We start from the raw sequence: 13,895 nt of genomic DNA, 5'->3' as shown, positions 1-13,895 counted from the left end.
AAGATATCGTCTATTGACTTGATTGATTGTGATCAAGATAGATGGTTATTCAGATATCAGATGCTATTGATTTTGCGTTTTATGATTGTTGAACTTTTTCCCGATCTTTGCCTTTGTCAGATTCACCTGCATTTTTGTTAGCGGCATCTCGATCTTCTTGCATCTCAGCAACCGTTTTGACTTTTAGACGAGCAGCTCCTGCATACTCACGAGTCGGAATCAGTTGATCTGAAGCCAGTCTTTCTTTGGCAGCAACAATTGCATCTGTGTATTGAGGTAACCATGCTTCTCCAGCTACCAGCATTTCATCGACCATTTGCCAGATTTCTTTGGGATTGCAGACAGCGCCTACTAACGGGTCCATCATAAAAGCTTGACGTAGAAGCAAATCATCTCCTGTAATTGCCGCTTCAACAGCTAGACGTTGTACTGAAATACTGACGTTACAGACAGCCGCAGGACCCAGAGGTAGATTGCCTACATGTGGCATAGAAATCCCATTTCGATCGACATAACCCGGAGCTTCGATAATCGCATCATCCGGTAGATTAGCAATCACACCGTTATTGATCACATTAAAATGCCCGCGATAGACACGTCCTGTCTCCAAACCTTCAATAATATACGAACCATGCTCTTCGCCACGCTTTTCCGGTGCAAACTTCATTGGTTCGTCTTTCATCCAGTTAGGGAAATCAGTCTCAAACCAATTACGTCCTTCAGTACATACACGCAAATACCCACCTGTCTCTCCATTGATCCAGTTGTTGAGATCGATCCATTCACCGATTTCTTGAGGACGCTTGCGATACCAGGGTACATATTCACTTAAATGCCCGTTCGACTCTGTACTGTAATAACCGAAGCGACGCATCATATCGATGCGTACTTTCTCAGTACGGCTATATTCTTCATGATTTTCAAATGCTTCTAAAAGCCCTGCGGTTAAATCTTTCCCTTGATGAGACGCTTGAATATACCATGTCTGATGATTGATACCTGCACAGACGATATCTACATCTTTCTTCTCCAGACCATAGACTTCAGCGATCTGGTGATGTCCATGCTGTACTCCATGACATAGACCGACAGTATGGACTCCACCATAGGCGTTGCACGCCCATGTCATCATTGCCATCGGATTCGAATAATTAAGTAATAGTACATCTGGCTTCGAAACTTCGCGGATATCTTTACAAATATTCAGCATTTCAGCTATGCCACGCTGTCCGTACATAATTCCACCTGCACACAATGTATCGCCGACACATTGATCGACTCCATATTTGAGTGGAATATCAACATCGGTTGCAAAAGCTTCCAGTCCACCTACACGAATTGTACACAATACATACTTGGCATCTTGCAGGGCAGCACGTCGATCTGTTGTCGCTTGAATCTGAATCGATAACCCATTTTCAGTAATATCGCGCTGACATAACTGAGTCACCATATCGAGATTGTGTTGACTGATATCGGTAAAAGCAATCTCAATATTATGGAACTCCGGTACTGTTAACAAATCGCGTAACAACCCGCGCGTAAATCCTATACTTCCTGCTCCTACAAAAGCTACTTTAAAAGACATATACATATCCTCCATTCTAAAATACGCTCTACTAGCGCTTACCCACCTAAAGGATTGATTATGCTTTTATTGTAGCGTGATTGTACAAGGAAGCGTTACCAAGATCATGACTACTTTATCGATTTGTTGTCTAATATCCTAACTTAAGCACTTGAGACTTCAAGTGCGACTGCATGTCAATCAAAAGTGATTTTTGCTAAGCAAAATATCTTACTATAAGCACTTGAGACTTTAAGTGTAGCTATTCTTCAACATATTGCCGATCATAACGAACCACATTCCCACGGTATTCCGCAGGAGTCTGTCCGGTATGCTTTTTGAAAAGCAAATGAAAATATTGTCTGCTACTCACACCGATATAATCAGCAATTTCTTGAATCGGAATATCGGTCTGCCCTAAAAGCATTCCTGCCTTTTCCATTCGTAAACGGGTTAAGTAATCGGTAGGTGTAGTATTCATATGCTTTTTGAAAATACGATGAAGATAACCGGGATGAACATTCACCGCAGAAGCAATATGTTCAACACGAATCGGACGATCATAATTTTGATGAATATATTGAATACTACGCTTCACATACCATTCTGTCTGCGATGTACTATTGATCTGTGTCTCCTGCCACAAGCGGGCTATACGAACCAATAACTGAATAAATAATAAATCCGCCATCGTACCGGAGCGATGTTGTTGATCCAGCTCCAATACCAATGACTTCAGTACATAATAGACTTCTTCTGGATCAGACAGCACAAAGTAATGCTGAGGTTGAGATAACAATTCAGCGAGTGCTACTTCTTCGCCAGCCATCTGAAATAGAGAAGGAAGAGGCAATGATGATGAAGCAAAGCCAAATTCTACATTAAGCATCCGACAAGGCGATTCTCCTTCAACGATCAAACGGTGAGGAACATTCGCATCGATGACAATAAACTGACCTTTTTTCAATTGCACTTGAACCGTAATCGCAGATACTGGAGATTGGCTTGTATCTGACTGTACTTGCAATTCGATCAAGCAATGTCCAGAGATCATATACATAATTTCAGTCGATGGATGTTGATGATACGCCATACTGTAGTTATGCCATTGCTTATAATAATAAGCATAAAATTCAGGACGATACGGTTCTTCCATCATGCGTTGACCGAATAGACTTCCTGTCCCCTGTGTATACGAATCTGCATCACGATAAGACTGAATCGGCTGAGTTAACGGATTGGCAAAAGGTCGCTCTGACTTGTGCTCCATCGGTGGCATTGTTGTTCTTCCCTCCTCACTTGAGCAAATATCTTAACGGAATTCTGGTGGTGTACGGCGTGCTACTCCGGTACGGATAGCGGCTTCTACCACTCCACGACGAACATACTCGACTACTTTTTCATTAAATACCCCTGGAATAATATATAGTTCATTCAATTCATCTTCTTTTACAACAGAAGCGATCGCTTTCGCTGCCGCTACTTTCATTTCTTCGTTAATTACACTTGCCCGGCAATCTAGCGCACCACGAAAAATACCCGGGAAGCACAAAACATTATTAATCTGGTTCGGATAATCGCTTCGTCCTGTTGCTAATACACGTACATGTGGCTCAGCCAGTTCAGGTTCAATCTCAGGATTGGGATTCGCCATTGCAAAAACGATCCGATCTTCTGCCATCGATTGAATATGTTCAACAGTTAGCAATCCAGGACGGGATACACCAATAAATACATCCGCTCCTTGAATCACTTCGGTCAGTCCTCCACGTTCTTGATGAGGATTCGTATGTTCTGCGATCCAGTTCCACATATCATGCGGATATTCTTCACCTGATACCAATGCACCACATTGATCAACAGCGATCACATTATGAGCGCCTGCTGACAATAACATTTTGATACAAGCTGATCCGGCTGCGCCTACCCCAAGCAGTACAATTTTGGCATTTTCTAGCGGTTTATCTACAATTCGTAGCGCATTTAATAGACCTGCAAGAACGACTACTGCTGTTCCATGCTGATCATCGTGGAATACAGGGATATCCAGTTCTTCTGTTAAACGACGTTCAATTTCAAAACAACGAGGTGACGCAATATCTTCCAGGTTGATTCCTCCAAACGAAGGAGCCATCCATTTAATCGCATTGATAATTTCTTCGGTATCTTTGGTATCCAGACAGATTGGAAAAGCATCTACGCCGCCCAACTGCTTAAATAACATCGCTTTACCTTCCATAACAGGCATAGCGGCTTCAGGTCCAATATCGCCAAGGCCTAAGACAGCCGTACCGTCAGATACGACAGCGATCATATTCCGTTTGATCGTTAGTGAAAATGCTTTTTGTTTATCTTCGTGTATTGCCATACATACTTTGGCAACGCCCGGTGTATAGACATGAGATAAATCTTCACGGTTTTTAACCGGAAATTTAGGTTGAACTTCGATTTTACCGCCTAAATGCGCAAGGAACGTACGGTCAGATACGTTGACTACTTTAACACCACTTAGTTCTCCAACCGATTTGAGAATACTTTCTCTAACGGTCTCCGGTAGATTAACCGTCAAATCGCGGGTAGTACTTTCAGGGCTAGCATGAATAACGTCAATTGCTACAACGTCTCCACCGGCATCACTAATCGCAGCAGCCACTTCACCAAATGTAACTTGTTTTTTATCCATTTCCAGACGAATGATCATACTTGTTCCGAGCGCCATAAGGATACCTCCTAATAATGTGGGTAAGATGATTTTGCACTATTCATTCTTTTTTAGATAACGCTTACATTATAAAGTTCGGACTTATTATAGCACAGTTTACAGGTAAAAAACTTCCAGTTTCTATCGCTCATTATTCACCTGTGATTAGGTAGGAATAATGATGTACTGATCAGCTTGATTTAGCTTTCTTCACGTCTTACCCATTCCCGTATATACTCCAAAAATCGCTTGGTCGCTGGTGAAGCTTGTTTCATCGAATGTACAGCTAATCCTAATGAACGGTAACTCGGATATTCCAGTTCTAACATTTTCACTTTATGATCCCGTCCTTGTAGAACAAGTTCTGGCAAAATGCTAATTCCCAGACTATTTTCGACCATCGCAATAATCGCATAATCATCTCCGACCGAAAATTTGATATCCGGTGTAATCGCAAAGCGTGATAATAACCGTCTCACATCGTAATCTGATCCTTCGCGCGGCATAATAAATGGTTCATTCGCAATCTGTTCTAATGGAAAATTCTCCAGATGACTGAGTGGATGATCCAGCGGAACAATCGCTAACATCCGATCTTGTTTTAATGGAATCACTTCAAATGAAGCCTGACTAGGAATCGTAATAAATCCACAGTCGATCTGTCCATTAGAGATCCAGTCTTCGATTTCTTGATAATCTCCTTCGACTAATTTGAATTGGATATTGGGATACTCCTGTTGAAAATATTTAATCATTCCTGGAAGCCAATGCACCGATACGCTGGTAAATGTACCCATCCGAATAGTACCTGATTCCAGTCCATGAATCGATGTGACTGTCTGTTTCAATTGCTCATTCCAATTCATAATTTCGGTAATCGGTTGTAATACCTGTTCTCCATTAACCGTTAACCGCACACCTGAACGATCTCGTAACAATAACGGAAAGCCAAATTCAGTCTCTAAACTATGTATAATATGGCTTACACCGGATTGTGTAAATCCCAGCACTTCTGCCGCTCTCGTAAGACTTCCTAGCTCAACGACTTTTAGTAACACTTCAAATTTGTGAATGCTCATTGGTGCGCCTTCTTCCCTTATTTTCCGCTCTTGGTGTAGTCTCCAACATCCATTAGTTTTACTCATGTGATCCATGACAAACATTCAGTGTACTTGGGGATATAATCTTACTATACTGAATTTGGAACATTTTGATAATACGTTATTTTGAAGGTGGGACATTGTGAAGCAGTCCAGAGCAGACTTGTTGATTTTACTAGTGACGTTATGCTGGGGATCATCGTATTTATTTATGAAAATGGGGCTAGGTTCTTTATCCGAATACAATCTAATTGCTCTTCGTTTTGGATTAGCTTTTATTTTGACAGGCATTTTATTTTTTAATCATTTACGCCGGATCGATTGGACTACACTTGGATACAGTGCGCTAATCGGACTTGCTTTGTTTGCTGTATTTGTATTTATTATGTTTGGACTCAAAACGACTACCACTTCCAATGCTGGATTTCTAGTCAGTCTTACCGTTATTTTTGTACCGCTGATTCATTTTATTGTATTTAAAAAGAAACTACGTATGACTCAGACCGCAGGTGTATTGCTTGCGATTGTTGGTATAGGACTACTGACATTAAGTGGCCCTCTAGGTATTCATTCCGGTGATCTTTTGTGCATTTTGGCATCGATCTGCTATGCTGTGTATATTTTGCTTACCAGTGCTGCCGCTAAGATTGTACGCAGTACACTGAATCTAGGTATTTGTCAGCTTGGATTTGCTGGATTGTATGGATTGATCTTTTCATTTATATTCGAATCGCCACATCTTCCTTATACGCTTAATGGTTGGATCGCTGTGTTGGCTTTGAGTGTAGTATGCAGTGCTTTTGGCTTTATTATTCAACCTGTCGCGCAAAAGTACACTACACCTACACGTACCGGGCTGATTTTCTGTATGGAGCCTGTTTTTGCCGCTTTATTCGCTTTTCTTTTTGAACATGAAGTGTTATCTATTCAAGGATATATCGGTGCTGGCGTTGTTCTGCTCGGTGTAGTCATCTCGGAATGGACTTGGAGACCGTATTGGAAAACAAAAAAGAAGCATAATATAGAACGTTTACCACAAGCTATTCAACAAACAGATACTCATCATCCAGAGTTAACCAAAAAAGAACCTGTACATCTCTCTTGATAGAGCGATACAGGTTCTTTCTAGTTATCTTAATCATTCCTACATATGCTTAAAAAGCAGGTACAGCGATATCTGCATATTTCTCTTGCAAAAATTTCTTCACTTCAGGCCCTGCCATATGTGCTTTCAATTTCTGAATCGCTTCTGAATCTTTGTTATCTTCACGAGCTACTAGATTAATTGCAAATGTAGAATCTTCTTTCTCGGTAACCAATGCGTCTTTGACAGGCGTCAAGTTCAGAGGCTTCGCATAAGCAGGCGTCATTGCGACTAGGTCTGCTTCATCATACATACGTGCTAACATCAATAGATCGACTTCTTTGAATTTAAAGTTTTTGGGATTGGATGTAATATCGGCTTGAATTGCGTTCATGCCAACACCGTCTTTGAGTGTAATCATACCCGCTTGAGCAAACATCTGTAATGAACGACCGATATTTGAAGGATCATTTGCTATCGCGATTGTTGCTCCTTCAGGTAAAGCGTTAATGTCTTTGTAATTCTTCGAATACGCACCATAGATCGCATTATAAATAGGTTGAATTGCGACTAGATTTGCACCTTTACTTTCATTATATTGCTTCATGTAAGGAGCATGTTGGAAAAAATTAGCGTCGACTTCTTTATTAGCTAAAGCGTCATTAGGCTGAATATTATCAGACAATACGATCACATCAAGATTAATACCATCTTCTTTAAGCAATGGTTTGACAACATCCAAAATTTCAGTCATTGGTGGAATCAAAGTTGCAATTTTGAGTGTCGTTTCTGTAGATGTACCTTCTGTAGCTGTAGCCGCATCGTTAGATGTCGTTGTTGTTTCTTGCTTCTGACCACATGCTGCTAATAAAAGCATCATAGCGAACATTAAGATCATGATTGATTTGCGAGTCGTTAACACGTTGTTCATAGTTAAAGTTAGCCTCCATTACATATATAATATCCAAATATCATCTAGCGTTTATCCAATACTCTAGCAATCGTACTTCCTACAAACTGTACAGCCTGTACCAAAATAATCATCAAAATAATCATATAGACCATCACATCAGTCTCAAACCGCTGATACCCGTAACGAATCGCAAAATCCCCAATCCCACCACCGCCAACAATACCGACAACAGTAGAATATGAAATAAAGCTAATCGTTGAAGTGGTCAGTCCCAGTACCAGACCTGATCGTGCTTCTACATATAAAAATTTGAAAATGATCTGCCATCTCGATGCACCCATGGATTGTGCAGATTCAACAACTCCTCGTGGTACATCCAACAAAGACTGTTCAACTAAACGTGAATAATAAGCAATCGCTATAATTGATAAAGGTACAGAAGCCGCTTCTGTTCCAATCGCTGTGCCTACCACCAGACGTGTAAAAGGAATCAAAAACACGACCAGTAGCAAAAATGGAAATGAACGAATCACATTGACCAGTGTATTCAGTACGGCTGCCATATACGTATTTTCGTATAACTGCCCTTTTTTGCATAAATACAACATCGTTCCTAACGGTAAACCAAACAGTACCGCGGCTAATAATGAAATGCCTACCATAGAGAACGTTTCACCGATCGCTGACCAAATCTGCGATTGATATAGATCAAGCATTTCGCTAAAAGTACGATCTTGATCCATTAGTTCCCCTCCTTATATCCGAGCAATTGCTCACGATAAGATAAAGTATAGGCAGGAGATGCTGTAAAGCCATCTTGCGCACGTGAAAAGCTTTCGGTGATGATCCCATTTTCCATCACAGACACAGTATCACATAGACTACGTACCACATCCATCTCATGGGTGACAATCACTATCGTTACGCCTAATTGTTGATTAATCTGTCTGAGCACATCCAGAATACCGGAAGTTGTTTTGGGATCAAGCGCAGATGTAGGTTCATCACACAGTAGCACTTGCGGATGATTAGCAATCGCTCTGGCAATCCCGACACGCTGTTTCTGTCCGCCACTGAGCTGTGCAGGATAATCACTGCCTTTATCTAATAAGCCTACCAGTTCCAGACATTCGTACACACGTTGTTGCCTTTGCGACTTCGGTACGCCAGCAAGTTCAAGCGGAATTTCGATATTTTTGCTCACGGTTCGATTGTGAACCAGATTGAATTGCTGAAATACCATACCAATCTGTTGTCTGGCTAGGCGCAATTGATGATCTGTCATTGTAGTTAAACGCTTACCGTTCACAGTAACTACACCTCGATCAGGACGTTCTAATACATTCATCATACGAAGCAATGTAGATTTTCCTGCTCCACTGCTTCCAATAATGCCATGAATCGTTCCACGTTCGATATGCAGACTCACCTCTTGCACTGCGGCATTACTGTTCCCCATCTTGCCAAAATATTTGCTCACGCTTTCCAGCGAAATCATCGTCGTCCCCTCCTCATCTCATAGCCGGTCCGATGAGAACTTTTGATTCAAAGTGTAATACAACTATAGAGAAGCTGTTATACTCAATACTTCTGCTATATTATAAGGAATGTTATATGCTGTGTCACTATTTTTCTCAATAAGATCATTAAATATTCATTTGTTCTCCTATTCTGCTTTATTTAGACAAAAAAACATCCTCTCTATATATAGAGAAGATGTTGGCATCGCTGTATTGAACAGATTTTATGGCTAGAGACATTTGTTGTGACTCTAGATATTATTGTTGCTGTTCTTGTTTTTGTAAAAATTCGCGCGTTTTGCGTAGATATTTCGGTGCATCCATTGGATCTTCAATCATCATTTCAATCAAGCATAGCTTTTGATTCTGTTGTTGTTCTGCTTCTTGAATCGCTTGATCTAGTTGTTGATTGGTATGCACTTGCATTGTATACGCATCTCCGCCGAACGCTTCGATCAATTTGGTATAGTGCCATCTAGGAATATCATTGTACACTTGCTTATCTATATCTACTTTGACATTCAGATACTTTTCAATCGTATAACCTTTATTATTGAGAACGAAAATAATCGGTTTGCATCCTTGTTCTAACATTGAGCTGATCTCTTGAACGGTTAATTGTAATGAACCGTCTCCTGTAAATAACAACACCCGGCGCTGAGGAGCTGCTATACATGCACCAAACGCCGCTGGAGTAGCATAACCGATACTTTGCCAGCCTGCTTGCCCGATATACGTTGCTCCTTCTGGCAATTGAAGCTGAGAAATCCCATACGTAAATGTACCCGTCTCTGCAATTACGATATCATTTGCCGCTAATAACTGTTGAAAACGCGGGTAGTAATTGCCTGCTTGTAACGGTTGGTCTTTGTCCGCAGATAATAACTGTTCTGTATCATATGGAAATTCTGTAACATTAATCTCTGTCTGACTTCTCCAATCCAGTTGAGCAAGCGCTTCTAGCATATCTTTTGCAACAATATTAGGATACACAGACTCGCCAATTTTGACTTGATCCGGTTGAATATTAATAACTTTTGGGAAATCCAATTCAGCTGTGAAATTGGCTGTATTGAGGTCTGACCAGATTAAGCCTGCCGCAATTACAAAATCTGCATTTTCTATCGTACTACGTACTTCTTCACTACCGAATGTGCCTCCATACATACCGATATAATGCGGATGCCGTTCATCGAATCCACTTTTCCCCATCATCATCGAAGCCGCAGGTATATTCAGATTCTCTGCTACTTGTTGTACCGATAATTGCAACCGGTAACGAAGAACAGGGCTATCAGATAATAAAACACCATTGTTAGAGGATTGGATTAACTGCTCTGCATGCTTTATGGCTGCTTGAAGTGAATTGGAATGAGTCGATGTTTGAAAAGAAGGCTCAATATGCGTTGTAATCGGTTCTAACACATGATCCAAAGCAACTACTAGATAGACCGGCTTCTTGGTTGTTTTCGCAGTATGAATAGCTTGAGGTATCTCGATCATTGCATTCTCCGGTGTGATGACTGCATTATACGCTGTAATCGGCTCATATGCTTGACGGAACACATCGTAATTGCCATCCAGTAAGCTATGATGCATCAATTGATGATCTTGTTGTGCTTGAGATTTGGGAGCACCTACAATATGGATAATTGGTACACTTTCGCTGTAAGCACCAGCAATAGCATTACATGCGCTCATTTCTCCGACACCGAATGTAGTAATCAGTGCAGATAGACCTTTGATTCTAGCGTAACTATCTGCGGCATATCCAGCATTTAACTCATTGCGTCCGGTGATAAATTCAAGCCCTTCATATTCTTCTAACGTATCTAATAATGTAAAATTATAGTCACCAGGGATACCGAACACTTCGGTTAATCCTTCGCGCTTGAGACAATCTAACATATATTGACCTAACGTAATATTGGTTACTGACATTATATTTTCCTCCTGTGTATTGCTATTGATTGCGCATAATTTGCCGTTGTACTCTGGTCATATTCTAAGTCTTGCTCTAAAGACATTACCCTATTCTGAAAAAATGACTTCCATTTTCTGATAATTTCTTTGGATAGTTCTCTTTTTTCCTATAATAAGACACCAAAAAGAAGCCTCTATATGCTAGAGGCTTCTTTTGTTACTCATATGCTGATAACCGCATTAATAGGAGTACTGCACCCATACTTTGCCTGCTTCTACTTTGGTAGGAAATACTGTTACGTGTCCTTCGTCCGGTGCTTGTACACTTCCTGTTCGTAGATCAATTTGCCAATCATACAGCGGATCATACAAGATATGCCCGGATACGATTCCTTCTGCAATCGGCCCACCTTTGGGATGGGGGCTTTTATTTTCAAGGGCAAATACTTCTTCATTCGAGGTACGGAAAATCGCTAGCTCTACCTGTTGCAATTGTACAACTCGTCCGATCTGTGGCAAAAATTGATCGATTGAGCCGATTGGATAAAATGTGTGCGTGTTATTCATTATACTTTTTCTCCTTTAGACTTCCATTTTATGAAAAAGAGCTTCACGAGTAGCAGTATCGTTAATCACTTTTTGCCACGGATCTTCCACCTGAGCAAGCGCAAGATTCACACGTTCGATTAATTGCTGGCGATTCTCTACATTGTTCACTACAGCTTCATAGATAGTAGGTAAGCCGATACGCTCTACCCATTCAGATGTTCTTTCTAAATATTTACCTGTTTCGCGGTAATACTGAATAATCGCTCCGCATAGATCAATCAATTCTTGATCCGTTTTGACTTTGCATAACGAATCTGCCAGACGAGCTTTGATTCCTCCGTTACCACCGATAAAGATTTCCCAGCCCCCATCATTGCCGACAATACCGATATCTTTGGTACATGATTCTGCACAGTTACGAGGACAACCGTTAACTGCCATTTTGAATTTGGCAGGGAAATCCAAGCGTTCAAAACGACGTTCTAGATCTGCTCCCATACCCATTGAATCCTGTGTACCAAAGCGGCAATATTGAGCGCCTACACATGTTTTGACTGTTCGTAATGATTTGGCATACGCGTAACCAGAAGGCATATCTAATTCTTCCCACACTTTAGGCAAATCTTCTTTGACTACACCGATCAAGTCGATCCGTTGTCCGCCGGTCATTTTGACTGCTTGTACATTGTATTTGACCGATACATCTGCGATCCGTTTTAACTCTTCCGGTGTGGTTACTCCGCCATACATACGAGGAACTACTGTATACGTACCGTCTTTTTGAATATTAGCGTTCATCCGTTCATTGACAAAACGGGACGATTTCTCATCTTGATATTGTTCTGGATCAAGCATACCTAGATAGTAGTTGATCGCAGGACGACATTTTGAACAGCCTTCAGGTTGTTTCCATTCCAGTACATTCATGACTTCTTTGATCGTTTTAAGGCCTTTTGCTTGGATACCTGCTACAACTTCATCACGACTAAGCGGTGTACAGCTACACATTCCTTGACTGGCTCCAATAGTCGCTCCATCACCTAATATATACTGTAGAATCTGTTCTACAACAGGCTTACAACCACCACATGAACGACTAGCTCCTGTACATGCTTTGATCTCATCGACAGTAGTTAATCCTTTTTCTTGAATAGCACTTACAATATCAAGCTTAGTTACACCGTTACAACCACAGACAATTTCGCTATCTGCCATCGTATCGACAGACGATTTCTTTTTGCTATGATCGCATCCGCCTGTACCCATCAATTCTGCATATAATTCATCGGTCATCGGTGCGCTATCACGAATTAATTTTTGCAATGGAGCTGCATCTGTAATATCGCCGAATAGAACAGCACCGACAATCGTCTGATCTTCTAAAATGATTTTTTTATACGTACGTTTCCAATCATCACGTGCTGTAATCACTGATTGGTATTCATTTTCAATAAATACGCCTGCGGAAAATACATCGACACCTGAAATTTTGAGCTTGGTTGATACGACAGAACCTTCATACGGCTGGATATCGATACCACATAAATGTTTCGCCAAAATCATACCTTGTTCAAATAAAGGCGCAACTAATCCATAACAGTTTTCTCTATGTTGTACACATTCACCGACCGCATAAATATGATCTACCGATGTCTGCAAATAGTCATTAACGATAATGCCCCGACCTGTCTTAATATCACTTTGTGTAGCTACAGCAATATTCGGCTTGATTCCAGCTGCCATCACTACGAATTGAGCAGGCAATGTTGTACCATCTTTGAACAATAATTGTTCTACTCGCTCTCCACCTAGCAACTCTACAGTCTGGGTACCCATCAGGAATTTGATTCCTTGACGTTCTAATTCTTTGCGTAACATCGATGCGGCTACAGAATCGAGTTGACGTTCCATCAGATCATCCATCAAATGAACAACAGTAACATCCATTCCTAGACTAACCAATCCTTTAGCTGCTTCTAAGCCTAACAATCCTCCACCAATCACTGCGGCTTGCGGGTAATGTGCCGCGGCATCGATCATTTGATGACAATCCGCAATATCACGGAAACCGACAACCCCTTGCTTATCATGACCCGGTATAGGCAAAATAAACGATTGTGATCCTGTTGCGATAATCACTTTGTCATAAGGAACTGTCATGCCATTATCGGTATAGATCAGTTGTTGCTCAGCATCAATCCGAGTGACTGTTGTACCTGTGTGCAATGTGATTTGATTTTGCTCATACCATTCATGACTATTCAAAATAATATCGTCAATCGTCTGTGTGCCTTCCAGTACATAAGACAACATGATCCGATTGTAGTTTGGATGTGGCTCGCTACCGAATACCGTAATATCGTATTGCCCGCCTAATTTGATAATTTGTTCTAACGTGGCAACCCCTGCCATCCCGTTACCAATTAGAATCAGTCGTTCTCTTGTTGCTGTCATATCAAAATCCCCCTTTTTTGAATGCGTACCTGTATGTGATTTGTGCCATGAGTATGTTATATATAAAACAATCTTTAATATCTA

11 protein-coding genes are annotated in these 13,895 nt (G+C 40.9%); 1 reads left to right on the top strand and 10 read right to left on the bottom strand.

From position 1 onward, the window contains the following. Positions 1-79: 79 nt before the first annotated feature. The 4 genes from melA to QE450_RS01120 all read right to left on the bottom strand — a co-directional run bounded on the left by melA (position 80) and on the right by QE450_RS01120 (position 5,347). Positions 80-1,588, bottom strand: coding sequence for an alpha-glucosidase/alpha-galactosidase (gene melA / locus QE450_RS01135; protein WP_307296072.1), 1,509 nt, complete (start codon positions 1,586-1,588; stop codon positions 80-82). Between the two features lie 241 nt (positions 1,589-1,829). After that, positions 1,830-2,726 carry an AraC family transcriptional regulator gene (locus QE450_RS01130; RefSeq protein ID WP_307302544.1) on the bottom strand — a complete coding sequence of 299 codons (897 nt, stop codon included), beginning with the start codon at positions 2,724-2,726 and terminating at the stop codon, positions 1,830-1,832. A 153-nt stretch (positions 2,727-2,879) separates the two neighbouring features. After that, the gene (locus QE450_RS01125) at positions 2,880-4,286 is read right to left on the bottom strand and encodes an NAD-dependent malic enzyme (protein WP_274170849.1); all 1,407 of its coding nucleotides are present in this window, start codon (positions 4,284-4,286) and stop codon (positions 2,880-2,882) included. A 182-nt stretch (positions 4,287-4,468) separates the two neighbouring features. Further along, positions 4,469-5,347: a LysR family transcriptional regulator gene (locus tag QE450_RS01120; protein ID WP_307296068.1), complete on the bottom strand. Its 879-nt coding sequence runs from the start codon at positions 5,345-5,347 to the stop codon at positions 4,469-4,471. 163 nt (positions 5,348-5,510) lie between these two features. On the opposite strand from QE450_RS01120, the gene QE450_RS01115 reads away from it, so the two are divergent. Next, the gene (locus QE450_RS01115) at positions 5,511-6,473 is read left to right on the top strand and encodes a DMT family transporter (protein WP_307296065.1); all 963 of its coding nucleotides are present in this window, start codon (positions 5,511-5,513) and stop codon (positions 6,471-6,473) included. Between the two features lie 49 nt (positions 6,474-6,522). On the opposite strand, the gene QE450_RS01110 is transcribed toward QE450_RS01115, so the two are convergent. From QE450_RS01110 to nirB, 6 genes are all read right to left on the bottom strand, one after another. Then, complete coding sequence (locus tag QE450_RS01110; RefSeq protein ID WP_307296063.1) at positions 6,523-7,383, bottom strand: MetQ/NlpA family ABC transporter substrate-binding protein; 861 nt, start codon at positions 7,381-7,383, stop codon at positions 6,523-6,525. A 44-nt stretch (positions 7,384-7,427) separates the two neighbouring features. Next, positions 7,428-8,108 carry a methionine ABC transporter permease gene (locus tag QE450_RS01105; RefSeq protein ID WP_307296059.1) on the bottom strand — a complete coding sequence of 227 codons (681 nt, stop codon included), beginning with the start codon at positions 8,106-8,108 and terminating at the stop codon, positions 7,428-7,430. After that, complete coding sequence (locus QE450_RS01100) at positions 8,108-8,863, bottom strand: methionine ABC transporter ATP-binding protein (RefSeq protein WP_301261818.1); 756 nt, start codon at positions 8,861-8,863, stop codon at positions 8,108-8,110. The genes QE450_RS01105 and QE450_RS01100 overlap by 1 nt, the downstream gene beginning before the upstream one ends. A 280-nt stretch (positions 8,864-9,143) precedes the next feature. Then, entirely contained in the window at positions 9,144-10,826 is a 1,683-nt protein-coding gene (locus QE450_RS01095; RefSeq protein ID WP_307296054.1) for an alpha-keto acid decarboxylase family protein, read from the bottom strand. Positions 10,827-11,048: 222 nt separating this feature from the next. Beyond that, complete coding sequence (gene nirD / locus QE450_RS01090) at positions 11,049-11,375, bottom strand: nitrite reductase small subunit NirD (protein WP_307296051.1); 327 nt, start codon at positions 11,373-11,375, stop codon at positions 11,049-11,051. A gap of 15 nt (positions 11,376-11,390) precedes the next feature. Continuing rightward, positions 11,391-13,811 (bottom strand): nitrite reductase large subunit NirB, encoded by a 2,421-nt coding sequence (nirB, locus tag QE450_RS01085; protein WP_307296050.1) that lies wholly within the window; start codon positions 13,809-13,811, stop codon positions 11,391-11,393. Between the last annotated feature and the right edge of the window lie 84 nt (positions 13,812-13,895).

The sequence above is a fragment of the Paenibacillus sp. SORGH_AS_0306 genome (assembly GCF_030819345.1).
Classification (GTDB): Bacteria; Bacillota; Bacilli; order Paenibacillales; family Paenibacillaceae; genus Saccharibacillus; species Saccharibacillus kyungheensis.
This window is presented reverse-complemented; position numbering and strand designations above follow the sequence as displayed.